16 protein-coding genes are annotated in these 19,456 nt (G+C 34.8%); 10 read left to right on the top strand and 6 right to left on the bottom strand.

Translation table 11 applies throughout. The features are described from left to right. Positions 1 to 13: 13 nt before the first annotated feature. Positions 14 to 853, bottom strand: a complete 840-nt coding sequence (gene kduI / locus OZP11_RS23385; protein ID WP_281232895.1) for a 5-dehydro-4-deoxy-D-glucuronate isomerase — start codon at positions 851 to 853, stop codon at positions 14 to 16. A gap of 95 nt (positions 854 to 948) precedes the next feature. Continuing rightward, a complete protein-coding gene (locus tag OZP11_RS23380; RefSeq protein WP_281232894.1) occupies positions 949 to 2,418 on the bottom strand; it encodes an MFS transporter in 1,470 nt (489 codons plus the stop codon). A gap of 435 nt (positions 2,419 to 2,853) precedes the next feature. On the opposite strand from OZP11_RS23380, the gene OZP11_RS23375 reads away from it, so the two are divergent. Then, entirely contained in the window at positions 2,854 to 3,753 is a 900-nt protein-coding gene (locus OZP11_RS23375; protein WP_281232893.1) for an alpha/beta hydrolase, read from the top strand. Between the two features lie 86 nt (positions 3,754 to 3,839). Here OZP11_RS23375 and OZP11_RS23370 read toward each other — a convergent pair whose 3' ends face one another. From OZP11_RS23370 to OZP11_RS23360, 3 genes are all read right to left on the bottom strand, one after another. Next, positions 3,840 to 5,261: a PepSY-associated TM helix domain-containing protein gene (locus OZP11_RS23370; RefSeq protein ID WP_281232892.1), complete on the bottom strand. Its 1,422-nt coding sequence runs from the start codon at positions 5,259 to 5,261 to the stop codon at positions 3,840 to 3,842. 73 nt (positions 5,262 to 5,334) lie between these two features. Then, entirely contained in the window at positions 5,335 to 6,573 is a 1,239-nt protein-coding gene (locus OZP11_RS23365) for a DUF4374 domain-containing protein (RefSeq protein ID WP_281232891.1), read from the bottom strand. A gap of 23 nt (positions 6,574 to 6,596) precedes the next feature. Next, positions 6,597 to 8,996: a TonB-dependent receptor gene (locus tag OZP11_RS23360; RefSeq protein WP_281232890.1), complete on the bottom strand. Its 2,400-nt coding sequence runs from the start codon at positions 8,994 to 8,996 to the stop codon at positions 6,597 to 6,599. Between the two features lie 107 nt (positions 8,997 to 9,103). On the opposite strand from OZP11_RS23360, the gene OZP11_RS23355 reads away from it, so the two are divergent. The 9 genes from OZP11_RS23355 (at position 9,104) to OZP11_RS23315 (ending at position 18,777) form a co-directional block, all read left to right on the top strand. Continuing rightward, the gene (locus OZP11_RS23355; protein WP_281232889.1) at positions 9,104 to 10,108 is read left to right on the top strand and encodes a helix-turn-helix domain-containing protein; all 1,005 of its coding nucleotides are present in this window, start codon (positions 9,104 to 9,106) and stop codon (positions 10,106 to 10,108) included. A 539-nt stretch (positions 10,109 to 10,647) separates the two neighbouring features. Beyond that, complete coding sequence (locus OZP11_RS23350) at positions 10,648 to 10,962, top strand: response regulator (RefSeq protein ID WP_281232888.1); 315 nt, start codon at positions 10,648 to 10,650, stop codon at positions 10,960 to 10,962. Positions 10,963 to 11,193: 231 nt separating this feature from the next. Then, entirely contained in the window at positions 11,194 to 11,883 is a 690-nt protein-coding gene (locus tag OZP11_RS23345; RefSeq protein WP_281232887.1) for a hydrolase, read from the top strand. A gap of 151 nt (positions 11,884 to 12,034) precedes the next feature. Beyond that, a complete protein-coding gene (locus OZP11_RS23340) occupies positions 12,035 to 13,822 on the top strand; it encodes an amidohydrolase (RefSeq protein WP_281232886.1) in 1,788 nt (595 codons plus the stop codon). 5 nt (positions 13,823 to 13,827) lie between these two features. Next, on the top strand, positions 13,828 to 15,198 hold the full coding sequence (locus OZP11_RS23335) for an alginate export family protein (protein ID WP_281232885.1): 1,371 nt from the start codon (positions 13,828 to 13,830) through the stop codon (positions 15,196 to 15,198). 25 nt (positions 15,199 to 15,223) lie between these two features. Continuing rightward, entirely contained in the window at positions 15,224 to 15,787 is a 564-nt protein-coding gene (locus tag OZP11_RS23330) for a 2'-5' RNA ligase family protein (RefSeq protein ID WP_281232884.1), read from the top strand. A 260-nt stretch (positions 15,788 to 16,047) separates the two neighbouring features. Beyond that, complete coding sequence (locus OZP11_RS23325; protein WP_281232883.1) at positions 16,048 to 16,971, top strand: helix-turn-helix domain-containing protein; 924 nt, start codon at positions 16,048 to 16,050, stop codon at positions 16,969 to 16,971. 179 nt (positions 16,972 to 17,150) lie between these two features. Then, the gene (locus OZP11_RS23320; protein WP_281232882.1) at positions 17,151 to 17,873 is read left to right on the top strand and encodes an SDR family oxidoreductase; all 723 of its coding nucleotides are present in this window, start codon (positions 17,151 to 17,153) and stop codon (positions 17,871 to 17,873) included. 139 nt (positions 17,874 to 18,012) lie between these two features. Then, a complete protein-coding gene (locus tag OZP11_RS23315; protein ID WP_281232881.1) occupies positions 18,013 to 18,777 on the top strand; it encodes an SDR family oxidoreductase in 765 nt (254 codons plus the stop codon). Between the two features lie 89 nt (positions 18,778 to 18,866). Here the strand turns inward: OZP11_RS23315 and OZP11_RS23310 are convergent, their stop codons facing one another. Then, a complete protein-coding gene (locus tag OZP11_RS23310; RefSeq protein WP_281232880.1) occupies positions 18,867 to 19,382 on the bottom strand; it encodes a hypothetical protein in 516 nt (171 codons plus the stop codon). Between the last annotated feature and the right edge of the window lie 74 nt (positions 19,383 to 19,456).

Below are 19,456 nucleotides of genomic sequence, written 5' to 3'. Positions count from 1 at the left end.
TAATTGTTATTAATTATCTTAAATCAGTGATTTTACAAACATCCATATCTCCATAATCTAAGTTTTCACCTGCCATTCCCCAGATAAAAGTATAATTACTGGTTCCTGAACCTGAGTGAATAGACCAAGGCGGCGAAATAACAGCCTGATGATTGTTCATCCAGATATGTCTTGTTTCCTGCGGCTGTCCCATAAAGTGGCACACTGCCTGATCTTGTGGAATATCCAAATAGAAATACACTTCCATTCTACGATCGTGAACGTGAGCCGGCATTGTATTCCAGACACTTCCCGGTTTTAATTCTGTCATTCCCATTTGTAACTGACAGGTTGTAACAACACTTCCAATAATCATTTGGTTAACTGTACGGTGGTTTGCCGTTTCCATTGTTCCCAACTGTAATTTATTAGCTTCAGCCAGACTTACTTTCTTAGTTGGATAATTTGTATGTGCCGGAGCCGAATTCAGATAAAATTTAGCCGGATTATTGCTGTCATCGCTTTTGAAGATCACTTCTTTATTACCGCTTCCTATGTACAAAGCATCTTTAAAACCTAACTCATACGTTGTTCCTTCCACGACAACAGAACCGCTTCCTCCAACATTGATAATTCCTAACTCTCTTCGTTCTAAGAAATAAGGAGCCTTAAGCGGATCGATAGTTTCCAATGCTAAATCTGCTTTTACCGGAACTGCAGAACCTGCAATATATCGATCGTAATGCGAGTAAACCAGCACTACTTCATCTTGCTGCATAAGGTCATCAATTAGAAATTCTTCTCTTAGCTGCTGTGTATCGTATTTTTTAACTGCTTCGGGGCTTGACGCGTATCTTGAACTATATTTTGTCATAATTTTATATTTAATGTAATCGATTGCACAAAATTAGATTTTTATATTTAAAAAGCATAATTCAAATTAAAAAAAATCTTCTAATTAGAACAAATCTACAAATTAGTAATCGGTCTGTATTTTGGAACCAATGTTTTCATTACGATCCATCCTGTAAGGTAACAAACGGCACAAATCGAGAAAATAATAAAATATCCGGCCTCTATACCTTTGAATCCCATAAAAGCCATTTCTGTTTCTTTGGCGTAATCAAACAAAACCCCTGATCCTTTGTTGATTAAAGTCGACCCGATTCCGCCTGCTAAACCTCCAATTCCGGTAATCGTTGCAATTGCTTTTTTCGGGAACATATCGCCTACTGTAGTAAAAATATTAGCCGACCATGACTGATGCGCTGCTCCTGCAATACCGATAATAATAACCGGAACCCAGTAACTAATATATCCTAAAGGCTGTGCTATTAAAGCTAATAACGGGAAGAATGCAAAAATAAGCATGGCTCTCATTCTTCCTTCGTATGGGTTCATTCCTTTCTTTTCTACAAAATAAGTTGGAAGCCAGCCGCCAATAATGGACAATAAAGTAATCATATACAAAACAAACAATGGTAAAGCTGCTTCTGTAGAATCCATTCCGTACACAGAACTTAAATAAGCCGGAGTCCAGAACAAGAAGAACCACCAAACGCCGTCTGTCATAAATTTACCAAATGCAAATGCCCAGGTTTGTTTGTATTTAAAGCACTCCATTAAAGATACTTTTGAAGTTGTTTCAGGCACATAACCTGTTATTTTACTGTCGGCAATATCATCCTGCTGAATATAAGCCAGTTCTTCCGGAGATACACGTGAATGTTTTTCAGGTTTGTCATACATAAAAACCCAGAATCCCATCCAGACAAATCCTAATGCTCCAATGATAATAAAGGCCATTTCCCAGCCAAATGATTTGGCAATAAACGGAATTGTAATTGGTGCTGCTAAAGCGCCCACTGTTGCACCTGCATTAAAAATACTGGTTGCAAAAGCACGGTCTTTTTTAGGAAAATATTCGGCTGTAGTTTTAATAGCTGCCGGAAAGTTTCCTGCTTCTCCTACTGCCAGAACAAAACGTGCGAAGATGAAAAGTGCCACACTCACATTGATTACAAGTGCAGTATCGTTTATTGTTGCAATTATTTCTTTTGAACCATGAAATCCTACAAACCATTCGCCTGTAATAATTCCTGAAGTTGCAATACCGCAAAATGCGTGTAAACAAGCTCCTAGAGACCAGATTCCGATTGCCCAAAGAAAGCCTTTTTTAGTATCTAACCAGTCTACAAATCGTCCTGCAAATAATAAGGAAACGGCGTAAAAAATTGAAAATAAAGCTGTAATATTACCGTAATCATTATTGGTCCAGTGAAACTCAGGTGCTATGAAATCACTCCATGTTAACGAAAGAACCTGTCGGTCTAAATAATTAATTGTGGTTGCAAAAAAAAGCAGTGCACATATACTCCAACGATATTTTCCTGCGGCTTTGACGGTTTGATTAGCTGTAACAGCATCTGGTTGATTCATGGTAACGGTTATTAGATAGTTATATTTTTAATTACATCATCTTAAATATTTAAAAAGATTAAAATCAATAAATTATAATCCTAAAAGCGTAATAATGTAATCGATTGCACAAATATAGTTTTTAATCCTTATATTCCAAATAAATTATATAAAAAATTATTTTAACCATTTAAATAAATATATTGCACAAAAAAACAATATCAAAATTACACATTAGACAATATATATGTTAAATACTATATTACAGATTTTATCCTATTTTAGAGATAAAATCACGTAAGAAATAACAGAATTTATAGTACATTTCTGTTGTTTTTAAAACATGAAGAATATCAGTTACATTTTTTGTAATAATTCTAAATAAACAATTGTAAAACAACTAATTATCACAACAAATTGAAAAAAGCCAAAACACAGTATTTAAGAAGATTTGCCATGAGCTTTCTTCTAATTTCAGGTTCTTTTTATGCTCAGGCACAAAATCAGGTAATACCGCTTTGGAATAAAATTCCGGACGAAATAAAAGCGCCTGATTATAAAGAAAAAGAAGATATAAAAAACGGAAAACTACAAAGCACCTCTCAGGTATCGGTTCCAACTCTGAGTATCTTTATCCCGAAAGAAACAAAACCAAATCAGAGCGCAGTAATTATCTGTCCGGGTGGCGGTTATACGCATCTCGCATTTGATAAAGAAGGAACAAAAGCTGCCGAATGGTTTAATTCATTGGGAATTCCGGCTTTTGTATTGAAATACCGTCTTCCTAACGATTTAATCATGAAGAATAAAAATGTTGGTCCGCTGCAGGATGCACAGGAAGCTATTCGCTACGTAAGGCAAAATGCTGCAAAATGGAACATTGATCCGAAGAAAATTGGTATTATGGGTTTTTCTGCCGGCGGACATTTGGCCTCGACAGCATCAACTCATTATGATGATAAAGTCTATGAATCAGCGTATAAAGTAAGTGCGCGTCCTGATTTTTCGCTGCTTATATATCCTGTAATTTCAATGGAAGAACAGACTACACACAAAGGTTCGCAGGTTAATTTATTAGGAAATAATCCGTCTCAGGATTTAATTAATTCGTATTCAAACGAAAAGAAAGTTACAGCGCAGACACCTCCCGCATTTTTAATACATGCCACAGATGATAGAGCCGTTATACCCGAAAACAGCATTAATTATTATCTGGCACTAAAGAAAAACGGAGTTCCTGCTGAATTACATTTATATGAAAAAGGCGGTCACGGCTTTGGACTGGGAACAATAGATACCAGCAAATTCTGGACAAAACAACTGGAAGACTGGCTGAAAGCGAACCAGCTTAATTAAATATAAAAAGGCAGAACTTATGCGAGTTCTGCCTTTGATCAAAAAAAAACAAAAAAAGGAATTAAAACCAACTTTTAATCTTTCTTTTAAGCAGTCAATTCTGTTACTGCTGTATTTTTTTTAGGAAGCGGCACCGCTTTTCCTGTAGTTTTAGGTTTTGCTGCAGGTGATTTTTTACCAAACTTTTGTTTTCCCCACCAGATTATAAAACCGGTAATAGGTAAACTCGCAGAAATTAAACTGGCAAGAAAGGCCAGAATTTTTCCCGGAAGCCCTAATACGCTTCCTACATGAATATCATAATTCATTCTTCGGATTTTGTCCGGTATATTGGCTTCGATATATTTTCCTGAAAAAGGAGTTTTGATTGAAATTTCTTTTAAAGTCTGCTGATCAAAACTGTAGCGGTCCATATTATAAAAAGTACGTCTCTTTTTATAAACAAAAGCCCCAATTGGATCTTCGGGTTTTCCCGGAATACTAATCATGATTCCGGCTGCCTGAGGATTTTCTTTATTCATATTCAGTAATACTTTGTCGACAGTGGTAATATTAAACTCCTTAATATTCGTTGTATCTGATTTTGGAGATTCACGATTTTCTGTCAAAGGTTTTCCTCCCGAAGTTACCCAGTACAAAGATTTACTCCACCAGCCAAAACTCCATACCAAACCGGTTACGGCAATAAAAAACAGAAAAATACAGCTATAAAACCCCAGTACATTGTGCAAATCATAATTGACACGTTTAAAACTGGCATCCCATTTAATTTTAAAGCTTTTATCTATAATTGACTTGATCCATTTTGTAGGCCACCAAAGCACAATTCCGGAAATTAAAAGCACAACAAAAATTAAAACTGCAACCCCAACAATCGGGCGTCCTATATCATAAGGAAGCCATAAAGCACGATGTCCGTTTAAAATCCATCTGAAAAAATCCGGTGACTCTCCTCTTGAAAAAGTTTTTACATTTAATATTTCTCCCGTATACGGATTCATATAAACGCTGATAAAAGTTCCTCCTCTTCTGCCTTTCGGTTTTTCTCCTTTGCCTTTACCTTTTTCTTTCCCTTTTACCTGAAGCCCAGCTCCTGATTTTTCTTTTTTACTGTCAATTTTTACAGCATCTTTTCTTTCTCCTTTTTTATTTTCTCCTTTTTCTTCTCTTTCTTTTTTCTCTACAAAATACCCCACAATCGCTGCTTCGTCTTTGGCACCAAAAGTCACACTGGTTGCTTTTTTGTCTTTCATTTGCTTATCGGCAATTGCAACCAGCTGCGAAGGCAGTAAAAATGCCTGTTCTTGTGGTTTTACGAAACGCCAGTCTTCGATAAAATCTTTTATCTCAGTCTCAAAAACATAAATACAGCCCGTAAGGCTGACAATAACGACAATAATTCCGGATGCTAAACCAAGCCATAAATGCAGCCAGGCCATGATGCGCTTAAAAAGCGATTTTTTACTTTTTTTCTTGTTAGCGGGTTTCGGTTTTGAAGAAGAAAACATATTTTGACAGATAATAGGGTAAATAAAAAGACCGTAAGTCCTCCATAAAAAAGAACTTACGGCTTAAAAAATATTAGTATTTTAATTTTTGGATGGCAGTGATCTGACCACCTTCAACTTTCATTCCTTTTGTAGCTGCGGCAGAGGTACTATTGATAGCGTAGATCCAGTTTCCATCAGGAGTATTTACACCAAGAACAGCTGAATTTCCATCTTCTGTTGTAATATTATAACGAGTAGTAGCACTTGTTAACACAGCCGGCATTCCGGTAACCCATTTAAAGGTTTGGTTGTACACATCAGCGACAGCTAACTTAACTGCTCCTGCATTAGTTCCAGGGTTTCCGTACATTAATAATAAGAACTTACCATTTGAGATATAACTTGTTGAAGAAATCTTATATCCGCCTGATTTTTCTTCAACATTAAAGAAATAAGACTGATCAAATTCTGTAGTTCCTTTATTAATTTTTACAACTGCCGAAGGTTTTTTAGAAGTTACAACACCATTACTTGTCGCAATTGCTCCGGAAAATCCATAAGCATCTCCTTTTTCATCCTGAAACAATCCATTAGTAAAATAAGCTCCTAAGTAACTTGTACGGTCATCTTTAATTATTTTTTCTAATTTTAGATCCGGATAACTATATACTGCTACCCAAGTACTATCAGCATGTCTTGATCCAAAAGTATCCGGAGCAATACCATTAATTTTCATATAAGGCATAAATACTTTATCTCCCACCTGAGTTGCCCAGGTAAAATGAGCTCTTTCTGCTAAATCCGGATTTTTATTTCCAACTAAAAGTCTTGTATCTTGTTGTTCTGTTCCTGTAAGTATTGATTTTTCTGCATCAACTTTATACATATACGAAATAGAAGCGCCGCTTCTAGGTACTTTTACCATTAAAATATCTTTGTTAACCGGTGCAAAAACCTGAACTGTCTCAGCCTGGAAATTAGAAGTTTTGGTTAAATCTCCATTAGCAGTTAAGCCGTAAGTAGTAACAGCTCCCGGATTTCCCTGACCGTAAAGGAAACTGAAAAATTTGTTTTGCGTTGCTAAATAATAACGATAAGTACCGTCTTGTTCTAATCCGTTTCCTTGTGTTGTTATTGATCCTGTTGAAATATCACTAGTTGTTAATAGATAATCAGCTACACCTTGCGCACCTGTAGTAACTGTAACTATATATTTTGTTTTTGATGTACCTCCACTAACTTCTTCATTTTGCTCGTCGTTACTCTCACATGAAGTAAAAGTGAAAGCAAACGCAGCTAATAGTAAAGGTAATTTGCTAATTGTTTTCATAAGTATTAAAGTTTATATTAAAATTATTTATTCGATTTGTTAAAGAAATATCTAAATTTTAGATAAAAAGCACGACTAGGTTTTTGAAGTGAAAAATTATCCACAAGTTCGTTATCCAATAAATTTTGACACTCTAAGGCGATATTGTATTTTCCGTTTGCCATCGTGTAAACCAAGTTTAAATCATGCTTAAACTGTACAGGGATATCATGTTTCCCATTCGATGTTCCGCTGCTTGGCCAATACAAATAATAAGAATGCACATAAAGAAGATTATAGCCTGCAGATAAATTATTTCCTTTTTTAAATACATCGTTAAAAAAAACTGTTCCATCAAGATTACCAAACAAATAAGGAATATTGGGCATTCTGTCCTTATAGTAATAGGAAACAAAATTTTGTGCCAGCTCATATTTGGTCATATTACGTATATCCTGATACGTCATATTAATACCGGAAGTAAATCTTTTTTTGTAAGAGTATCGAATCTCTCCATCAATACCTTTTGTCCTTACACCTCCCTGGTTAACGGTTACAGTTTTGTTCTGATTATTATTAAATTCAGTACGAATAAAATCAGTACTATTACGGTAGATACCATTTACATCAAGTGTTAAAGCATTAACGTTATTAAAACTAGTCTGCCAGCTAAAACCTAAATTAATATTATTACTCGATTCTGGTTTTAAATCATTATTACCCTGTAAATTAACATTGGGATCACCAAAAATTTCATCCGATGTAGGTAATCTATACGTTTTTTCATAAGAAGCTTTTAGCTGTAAATTTTGCTTTAAATAAAAGCTGCTTGCTCCTCCATAGCCTAAATGAGATGATTTATCATTTAGCTCCACATAGGCAACATCTCCCCAGTTTCCAGAAGGATTATAACTTCTGGTGAGAGTTGTACTTAAATCATAATTCTTTAAAAATAATGAGGTGCTCCATTTTTGATTGTAGTCAAATTTATAGGCAGCCGCCAAAATATTTTTTTGCAGCTTTTGAGGCTGCTGATACGTTATGGATTCAGGATAAAGTTCATCACTTCCTTTACGGTCAAATGTGCTAAATGTATTGTTTACTAACAAAGAATGACGTTCTCCTATAGCATAAGTCGCATTGAAAGTAGCTATTCCATTGTTGTTTTTAAATTTATACAGGGATCTCTCAGCTTCTGCACCCAGACCTGGTCTTTGTGTATATTGTCCAAACCAATTGTATCGTCTATTTACAGTATCTACAGTTTGTTCATAACCAAAATTAAAATTTCCCGTTACATCTACATTCAGCCCTTTTGTAAACAAATCTTTTACCTGGTATTTTAAAGCAGGCATCAAAGTATTCCCGCGTCTATACCTATCGCCAAATACTGCAACCATTCTGGCTCCGGTTTGAATATCAGCTTTATTTTGTCCGGCTGTAAAACCAACCATTAATTTATCGGCATATTTTTTACCCGTAATTCCAATATTAAAGATTACAGTTTCATTATGGTAATTATCATGAAATCTTCTTACTCGTGTTTTTTTATAATATTGATTATTTTCTAAATTTTGAGCTTCAACATTTACCCAGTAATTATTATCCGAATAATTTTGAAATGCATTAATCTCTGCGGTAAAACCACTTTTTGCCGTATAGCCTGCGTTTACAGCAGTCTTGAACGTGTTGAATGATCCAAATGAATACGAAGCATCCACATATGTACGAGGTTTGTTGTTTGTTACAATATTGACAGCCCCTCCTAAAGCATCTCCACCGAGCCAAATGGGCACAACACCTTTATAAACCTCTACACGCTCAGCCAGGTTAATTGGAATATTGTTGATTTGAAAAGACGAGCCAAAATTATCCATCGGCACACCGTCAATAAAAATTTTAATTTGATTTCCGGAAAAACCGTTAATCGATAATTCTGATCGGGATCCTACTCCTCCTGCTTCACGAAAACGTACGCCAGATACTCTATCTAAGGCATGTGCCAGATCCAAAGTGGAGTTATGCAGTTTTTTTGCATCGACAGCTGTTACGTTATAAGCTTGCTTATTGACCTTATCAACTGCCGAACGCCCTATTACGGATACGTTCTCTAATTCGTTTAACTCACTCTCTAATTTTATAGAAAGGTTAACACTGCTGTTATTAGGCGAAAGTTCTATGTGCTTTTTCACGGCAGCAAATCCAATAGCCGAAATTTTCAAAGTATATTTTCCGGGTTTTACATTTTTAAAAGTAAAGTTTCCGTTTTCATCGGAAATCATGCTTAGATCTGTTTTTTCGATAATCACAGTTGCGTACGGAACCGTTTGACCGGATTTCTCAATTACGCGACCACTTACGGTAAAACCTTGATTTTGCTGGGCAAATGACAAGAACGAAAAGAAGAAAAATAAAATAAAAAATAAAAATTTATGAGTTGACATATCTTTAATTAGACTAATTATAAATAACTTTGGCGCAAAAGTACTCTCAACTGCATTAAAAAAGTTAGGGAAAAACGGATTATTATTTTGTAAAAACGGATTAAATTTTGAAAATCAAATCGAAAATTCTAACGCACGAAAAGCCTATTATCAACATCGAAATCTGTGACCAATATGATCCGAAAAGTATCCTGACTGAGAAAAATATCGACATAAAAAACAAAGAATTCGAAGAAATAAAAAGTCATATTCTATCGACTGACGGAATGGTGTTAATTGATACTCAGATGTGTTTTTCGGAACCGCAGACCGAAATATTCGAAATTAACGAAGAATGCGTCGTAATGGATTTTATAAGCTGCAGCAATATCGAAACCAAAATTGATCAGCTGGAAGCCGAGAAATATCTGCGCGAAAACACGCATAATATTTTCTATACAACCAATTTTAAAGCAGCGTACAAAATTCCGGCATTTGAACAGGTAAACTATCTGGCAATCATATTCTCAAAAGCGTTTTATCATAATCTTATTAATGAAAACTGGAAACTTCATGAGAAATTCTCTAAAAACATTTTATTTAAAAAATCCGGTTATCTAACTTCAAAATACATACCGTTTACACCATCTATTCAATGGGTTATCTCAGAAATTAAAAACTGCGGACGCAAAGGTGCATTGAAGAAAATGTTTATAGAAACCAAAGTAAAAGAACTTTTAATTCATCAGCTTGAAGCCAGTACAATTCAGGAACAACAAAAAGATCACATCGACGAAGAAGAATACATCAAACTAAACGAAGCCAAATTAATCCTGGAAAAAGATTATGTACACGCTCCCACTCTGCCTGAACTTTCCAGAATGATTTCGCTAAATGAGTTTAAGCTCAAAAAGGGCTTTAAAATCTGTTTTGGAACAACGGTTAAAAGCTATATCATTAAACTAAGAATGGAACGTGCTAAATATTTATTTCAGAACAAAACCATAACCGTAAGCGAAGTGGCATATAAATGCGGTTACAAAGATGTCTCGCATTTCTCTGCTGCATTTAAGAACTTCTACGGTTTTACACCACAAAAATTCAAAATCAATCTGGATGCAATAAGAATCTGAGGCTTTTTATTTCTCCATCAATCACTTCTTGTCCTACATTAAGTTAGCCGGAAAGTTTTAGTCTATACATTTGCAGAGTAAATTATAAGTTCTGTCAAAAACTGAAATAAAATAGAAGAGAAAAACTTAATAACTAACAAAGTTAGAACATCAAAAACCTTTCTTATTCTAGATTAAGCTGCAACTAAAACGAAACTAATAAATTTGCAGAGTAGATTACAAGTTCTGTCAAAAACTGAAATTAAAATAGAAGAGAAAAACTTAAAAACTAACAAGGTTAGAACATCAAAAACCTTTCTTATTCTAGATTAAGTTAAAGCTAAAACGAAACTAATAAATTTGCAGAGTAGATTACAAGTTCTGTCAAAAACTGAAATAAAATGGAAGAGAAACCTTAAAATCTTTTCTTATTCTAGATTAAGTTGAAACAAAAATGAAAAAAATAAATTTGTAAAGTAAATTAGAAGTTCTGTCAAAACTAATTTTCAAAGTAAAAAACTTAGAAACTCAGTTACCCAGAACCTCAGAAACTAAAAAAAATGAAAACTCTTGAATTCTTATTACTTGGAAAAAACGAAGCGATACTGGCTATTTTACTTCGCCTTGTAAATGCTTACGAAGATTGGAACGCAGTTGCTTTCAATAACGAGCAGGAAGCTCAGGAATACTTTCAGAATCACAAAATCGACATTGTACTTTTGAGTTCCGGAATCGAAGATCATGTCGAAAAACAGTTTACTTCATTTTGTTTAAAACAACAGCCAGACACAGAAGTAATCGAACATTTTGGCGGCGGAAGCGGTTTATTAAAATCAGAAATTCTCCATCGCTTACACCTGAAAGGAAAAATATAGGTACCAGCATTTTTCTCTTTTAAATTTTCATTAAAAGCATAACGTAATTCTTTTTAACGAATATCCAATTTTTAATAACGATATATCGCAAGGATCACTATGACCTTTTCTGAACAACCTTTTAAAAATCAATACATTACAAACAAGGCATTTAATTTGAATGCAAAACACTGAAAATCAAACATTAAAAATATTTTAAACCCATTTAATTAACAACAAAATCAAATTATCATGAAAAAATTAATCCTTACAGCAGTTTTAGTATTAGTAACATTTATCGGATTCGCTCAAAAACCAAGTCCGGCACAATTAGATCCAACAAACCATACTTTAGTATTGATCGATTATGAAAGCCAGATGGCCTTTGCAGTAAGCAACATTCCAATTGATCAGCTTAGAAACAACACAGCATTAGTAGCAGGAGCCTCAAAAATCTTTAAAGTGCCGACTATTGTAACAACAGTAGCAGAAAAATCATTCAGCGGACCTGTTTTTAAAGAAATCGAAGAATTTTATCCTCAGGCAACTTCAAACTATATCGATCGTACATCAATGAACACTTGGGAAGATATTCCTGCTCATAAAGCAATTGTAGCAAAAGGTAAAAAGAAATTAGTTTTTGGAGGCTTATGGACAAGTGTTTGTATCGTTGGACCAGCATTATCAGCAATCAACGAAGGTTATGATGTATATGTAATTACAGATGCAAGCGGTGACATTTCTAAAGAAGCTCACGAAATGGCCGTAACCCGTATGGTTCAGGCTGGTGCTCATCCAATAACTTCATTACAATATTTATTAGAATTACAACGTGACTGGGCTCGTCAGGAAACTTACAAACCAGTAACCGATTTAGTTAAAAAATACGGTGGTGCTTACGGTGTAGGTGTTCAATACGCTCACGAAATGTTGAAACACTAAATACAAACTGTGATAGAACGCGGATAAAACGGATCTGAACTTAAAATAAAATCAGCGTCTAATTCAGGACGCATATTTAAAACTTCTAGAAAAAGGCTGTGTTAAGTCACAGTCTTTTTTTTACCCAAACCCAACCTAAAATACCACCATTATGAAACTGAATTTCAAAATTTTAGCTTTTATTCTTCTTATATCTCTTCCTATATTTTCACAAAATAAAAAAGCCACACTTATTGTTCATCACGCAGTAATTCACACTTTAGATAATAAAAACACAATTGTTGAGGCTATGGCTGTAGCCGATGGAAAAATCCTTAAAACTGGAAAAAACATCGAAATCTTAAAATTAAAAGATAAAAAAACAACGGTAATCGATGCAAAGGGAAAAACAATTATTCCCGGAATATTCGACTCTCACATGCATATTATCCGCGGTGGAAGATTCTTTAATACGGAATTACGCTGGGACGGTGTTCGTTCTTTAAAAAGAGCTTTAGCTATGCTGAAAGAACAAGCACAAAGAACTCCAAAAGGACAATGGGTTCGTGTTGTGGGCGGATGGAATGCCTATCAGTTTGAAGAAAAAAGACTGCCGACTTTAGCAGAAATTAATGAAGCAACCGGCGATGTTCCTGCTTTTATTCTTCACTTATACGGTCACGCCTATTTAAACAAAGCAGGTTTAGCCGTTTTAAAAATTGATGCCAATACGCCAAATCCAAATGCAGGATTAATTGAAAAAGATGTTAACGGAAATCCAACAGGATTATTAGTGGCAGAACCAAATGCTTTTATCTTATACTCTACCCTTGCAAAACTTCCTGAATTGACTGAAGAGGAAAAATTCAACTCAACAAAACAATTTATGACCGAAATGAATCGTCTGGGCGTAACAGCCATTATGGATGCAGGAGGCGGATTTCAAAACTTTCCGGATGATTACGGCGTAACAAATGGTTTATGCAAAGACAGTGATTTAACGATTAGAATGCCTTATTATTTGTTTGCACAAAAAGCAGGAAGCGAATTAAACGATTACACCAATTGGATGAAAACAGTTGAAATTGGCGAAGGCTGTGACGACGATCATCATTCTGATAAAGTAGAATATCATGTACAAGGTGCTGGAGAAAATTTGGTAATGAGCGCTGGAGATTTTGAAAACTTCGACAAACCAAGACCAGAATTAAGCCCGGCAATGGAAGGGCAATTAAAAGAAGTTTTATCCTTATTGGTAAAAAACAGATGGCCGTTTAGAATTCATGCTACTTATAATGAAAGCATTACAAGATTCTTAAACGTAATTGAAGACATCAACAAAGAAACACCTTTAAACGGACTTTTATGGTTCTTTGATCACGGAGAAACGGTTTCTGTAGAAAACCTAAAACGCATTAAAGCTTTAAACGGCGGATTGGCAATTCAGCATAGAATGGCGTATCAGGGCGAAAGTTTTATTAAAAGATATGGAAAAACGGCTGCAGCGAATACAGTTCCGTTAAAGAAAATCTTAGAATTAGGAATTAAAGTGGGAATGGGAACAGACGGAACCCGTGTGGCAAGTTACAATCCGTGGGTTGGTTTGTACTGGCTGACAACCGGAAAAACTTTAGGCGGATTAAAATATATGAATGACGAAAATATTGTAGACAGAACTACAGCCTTAAAATTATTCACTTACGGAAGCGCAGAACTCATCAATATCGAAAAAGACAGAGGAATGCTTACAGCCGACAAACTAGCCGATTTCGCGATTCTTTCTGACGATTATTTTACAACTTCTGAAGAAAAAATCTTAAACATCGAATCTAAACTGACAGTCGTAAACGGAAAAGTAATTTACGCTGACAATGACTTTAGAACTTTTGCAAACGAAAAACCAAAAGCAATTCCAGACTGGAGTCCGGTAAATTACTTTGGAGGATATCAAAAAAAATAAATAAAATGAAAAACACATTCTTACTATTGTTGCTTTTGGGAATCTTATTTTCTGCAAATGCACAACAAAAACCAGTTTTCCAAAAGCTGCGATATGAGGATGATTTCTCATATCTAAAAACCGATTCGACGAAAAACTTATACGAGAAAATCAAATACATTCCGTTAGGGAAAAACGATAAATTCTACGCTTCAATAGGCGGTGAAATCAGAGAACAATATTTTTATACCGTAAATGACAAATGGGGAGACGAAACATCCGGCGGAGACGGCTATTTACTTTCGAGATATTTATTGAATGCTAATGTTCGTTTAGGAAGATTCAGAACTTTTATTGAATTCCAAAGCAGTCTTGCCAACAGTAAAATCGATCCAAGTCCGGTAGACGAAAACGAATTGGATTTTCATCAGGCTTTTTTAGATATTGATTTAATTCAAAACAAAGAGCAGCTTTTAACTTTTAGAGCCGGGAGACAAGAAATCGCATACGGTTCACAACGTTTGGTTAGTGTGCGCGAACGTCCAAATAACAGAATTGCTTTCGACGGACTGAAACTTTTCTTTAAAAACAAAAACTGGCAGACAGATGCTTTTTATTCTCATCCCGCTGCCAATAAACCAGGTGTTTTTAATGATGTTTTTAATGAAAAAGCCAAACTTTGGGGAAGTTATACCGTAATTCACAAGGTGCCTTTTGTTCAGAATATCGATTTGTATTATTTAGGTTTATGGAAAGACCGCGCTGTTTTTGCTAATGCAGTTGGTGAAGAAACCAGACATTCTGTTGGAACCAGAATCTGGAAAACAAAAGGAAACTGGAAATATGATTTTGAAGGATTATACCAATTCGGAACAATTAATTCGCAGAACATTTCTGCCTGGACACTTTCATCAAATACCTCTTATACATTTGATTCCGTTAAATTCAAACCTGAAATTGGTTTAAAAACCGAATTCATTTCAGGAGATAGAAATAGTAATGATAACCAATTGCAGACCTTTAATCCGTTGTATCCAAAAGGTGCTTATTTTGGTTTGGTTGGTTTAATTGGTCCTGCAAACTTAATCGACATCCACCCTTCTGCTGCATTTGATTTAACTGAAAAATTAGGTTTCGGAATCGATTACGATGTTTTCTGGAGAAGTTCCATCCAAGATGGATTATACGCACCAAACATGCAGTTATTATATTCCGGAAAAAACACAACAGAACGTTTTATTGGTACGCAGTTAATAGCCAATTTTGATTATAACGTGAATTCATTTTTAACTGTTTCAATTGAAGGAGCCTGGTTTAACGCAGGGCCATTTTTAAAAGAAGCCGGATCAGGAAAAGATTATTTTTATTCTGCTTTGACTGCACAATTTAAATTCTAAATTTGTGTAAGTCAAAGCCCTAATAATGGAGAAAAAGTATTCAGTTGCCATTTATCCTTCACAAGAAGTTATTGATGCCGTCAAAACAATGAAGGATTATTTAAAAAGTAAAATCGATTGGTACAACAGCTGTAATTCTACAGCACATATAACAATCTGTGAATTCACAATCGATGATTCTCAAATCGCTGCAATCAAACAAAAGCTTTTTAAAATCAGTGATACTATTACTCCATCTCAGGTATATTTAGATCATTTTGGTTCCTATGATAATGCCGGAGCGTTTTTTATAGCTCCAAACAAAGAATCCAAAAACAATCTAAAACCCATCGTGAAAAAGATTCAGGAAACCCTTAAATCTTTAAAACTCAAAAAAAGTGACGATCCGCATATGAGTATCGGCAGAAAGCTGACTTCTGAAAATCTTAAAATTGCATCACAGTTATTTACTACAATACACATTAATTTTCTCTGCAAAGAAATTGTTTTAAGAGAATTAGACCCTGTAAAAAAGCAGTTTTTTGTAATTGATACTTTTTCATTTAACGGAAATTCACAACCTGAATTTGTACAGGGAAGTTTGTTTTAAATTTTTCTTAACCGCAAGACACAAGGGTTTCGCAAAGTTCGCAAAGGTTATACAGCAACGCATGTAAAAAAACTTCGTGCCTTCGCTTCATAGCGAACCAATTCACCTTACCAAAAACCTTTTGCGTGCTTTGTGTAATTCTTAGCGTCCCGATGGCTATCGGGATTGCGGTTAAACCCAACTTGAAACTTTAAACCTGAAACACCTAAAAACCAATCCTATTTTTTTTCGTATATTTGAATTTTACAATTCACTACTATATGAAATCTCTGGATTCCTTTTACAAAGACATAACCGAAGGTTCTACTGTTGAACCCAATTCTCTTCTTCCAAATGATATTCAGAAAGAAATTGGACATTTCAATGTTTTTGATATAAAAGAACTTCTGGAGCGTATGCAGGGAAAACCCGGGATGCCTTATGACCGAAGAGCCTACTATAAAATCAGTTTGATTCGAGGTCATAACAAAGCAGAATATGCCGATAAAGTAATCGAAATCGAAAAACAGGGATTGTTATTTGCAACACCCAAAATTCCGTACAATTATTTACCTCAGGACACCAATCAAGGCGGGCAGTTTTGTGTTTTTACCAGCGAATTTTTATCAAAAAACAAAAGCGGAATCGATTTGGATGAACTTCCTATTTTTGCTTCAGACGGATATCCTATTTTTCAATTATCTGATGAAGAAGTCGAAGAAGCTGCTTTGATTTTCAATAAAATACAAAAAGAAATCAACTCCGATTATATTTACAAATACGATTTAATCCGAAATTATGTTGCGGAGCTAATCCACTTCGGGCAGAAATTACAGCCTATAACTGCTTTATATTCAAAGCATAATTCTGCAGCGCGAGTTTCTTCTTTATTTGCTGAATTACTGGAAAGACAATTTCCAATTGAATCACCGCGCCAGCGTTTGGAATTAAGAACCGCAAAAGATTTCGCTGCACGATTATCTGTACATGTCAATCATTTAAATAAGGTTTTAAAGGAAAGCACCGGAAAAACCACTACCGAATTAATTAGTTCGCGTTTAACAAACGAAGCCAAAATATTATTGAAGCAGACAGACTGGAATATTTCTGAAATTGCCTATTCCCTTGGTTTTGAAGAACTGGCACATTTCTCTAATTTTTTTAAAAAACAAACATCCTTTACGCCTCTTGCTTTTAGGAGTTAATTTTTTGTTTCAAGTTTAAGATTTCAGGGTTCAGGTTTCAGGTTTCAAGTTTCAAGTTTTTGGAATTTGGAATTTAAATTGATGTGATTTGAATTTCGCAAACATCGGTTTGATATTTACAATTCTCCGGCACTGCTTCGTTTCTAACTTTGTCTCACCAAATTAAAAGATCGAAAAAGATGAATTTATCAAACAACAAAATTTTAATTACCGGCGGTGCGAGCGGTATCGGACTTGGACTTGCCGAACGATTTATTCAGGAAAACAATACGGTAATTATCTGCGGAAGAAGAGCTGCTCTTTTAGACGAAGTAAAAGCAAAATTTCCCTCAATTATCGCAAAAGTATGCGATTTGTCTCTCGAAGCAGAACGTGTTTCTCTTTACGAATGGATCAAAGAAAATCATCCAGATTTAAATGTTCTGGTAAACAACGCCGGAATTCAAAACTGGATGACGATAACAGATGCTGATTTTTATGAAAACATGAAAAATGAGCTTACTACAAATATTGAAGCTCCTTTGCATTTAACTTCATTATTTATTCAGTTACCAACGCTTAAAACGGTAATGAATACCACTTCCGGACTGGCATTTTCACCATTTGCAAAAGTTCCGGTTTATTCGGCTACAAAAGCCTTTTTCCGTTCGTTTACACTTTCACTTCGTCATTTATTAAAAGAAAAAAATATTGAAGTAGTCGAAATTATTCCGCCGGCACTAAACACTGATTTAGGCGGTATTGGACTTCACGACGCACATCCAAGCGTAAGCAGTTTTATCGAATCTATTTTCGAACAACTGAAAGAAGGAAAACAAGAACTTACCTTCGGAACAAGCGAAACAAGATTAAACGCAAGCGCAGAAGATTTAAGAAATCATTTTAATGCAATGCATTCCTGATTGTAAAATGTGAGAGGTAAATTGTTAAATGATAAATATCCAATATTACAATTTACATCTTAAAATTTACATCTCACATTTCACATTTTCACATATTACATTTTCACATATTACATTTCACAAATTAACAATTAAAAAAATGGCAGTAAATACAAAAATAGCTCTGGTAACGGGAGGAAGCAGAGGATTAGGAAAAAACATGGCAATAGCAATTGCAAAAAAAGGACTTGATGTAATCATAACTTACAACAGTAAAAAAGAAGAAGCTGATACTGTGGTTAAAGAAATTGAAAGTTTAGGTCAAAAAGCTGCTTCGTTACAATTAAATGTTGCCGATTCAGGAACTTTTGATACCTTTTATGAAGAAGTTAAAACAACTTTAAAAAATACATTCAACACAGATAAATTTGATTTTCTGGTAAACAACGCCGGAATTGGCATTCATAATTCTTTCATTGGAACAACAGAAGCTGAGTTTGATCAATTATCCAATATTCAGTTTAAAGGGCCTTTTTTCTTAACTCAAAAAGGGCTTAATGTAATGCACGACGGCGGCGGTATTGTAAATATTTCTACCGGTTTAGCCAGATTCTCTTTTCCTGGTTACGCCGCTTATGCTTCTATGAAAGGTGCAATAGAGACTTTAACAAAATATCAGGCAAAAGAGTTAGGTACCAGAAAAATAAGGGTAAACGTAGTTGCTCCCGGTGCTATTGAAACTGATTTTGGAGGCGGAGTTGTTCGCGACAATGAACAAATGAACCAGCAGATTGCTTCTGTAACCGCTTTAGGAAGAGTTGGACTTCCAGACGATATTGGCGGTGTAGTTGCTTTTTTATGTACAGAAGATGCCCGCTGGATAAATGCACAAAGAATCGAAGCCTCTGGAGGTATGATGCTTTAATAAACTTTTAATTTAAAAAACAAAACCCGATAAGTATTAAAAACTCATCGGGTTTGTCATTTAGATATAATTGAATTAGTAAGTATACATTATTGAATTTCAATCAGTTTTAAAAATTTCCCATCTTGGTCAAACATAGCATTATAGTTTTTCTTGTCTTTTTTTATTGCAACCGCATATTTAGTTATATTTTGTGCGTTAACAATAGAATAAACAATTCTTGCCGGAGATGCTGGTTTGGCTTTAGACTTTGATTTTTTTGATTTTGGCCCTGATTTCCCAGCTGCTTTAATCGGGTAATTTGCATCTAAATATACCTGCGCCTCTTTAGTCAGTTTCGCGTATGGAATTAGTTCTCTATACGATTTAAATGTTCCATTTTGATCATACAGCGCATATCCAATTGCTTTTCCTGTGGTCTTAAATTGCGCTTCAAATCTGGTATCCATATCACTATTCCCATACTCAATCGACCAGACAGGATTTTTTTTAGGATATTGTTTTTCAAAAGCAGCTTTAACGCCGTCAGGAGGAACCAATATACCTTTTTGGCTCATAATTAAACTACTGTATAAAAGAGCAAAAAATAGAAAAAGATTTTTCATGCTAATATTTTTAATTTTAAAAGCGCAAAAGTATGTGATAAAAACATTACTTTTTATTAAAAGTAAGAAAATTT

This window comes from Flavobacterium gelatinilyticum (genome assembly GCF_027111295.1).
GTDB lineage: Bacteria > Bacteroidota > Bacteroidia > Flavobacteriales > Flavobacteriaceae > Flavobacterium > Flavobacterium gelatinilyticum.
This window is presented reverse-complemented; position numbering and strand designations above follow the sequence as displayed.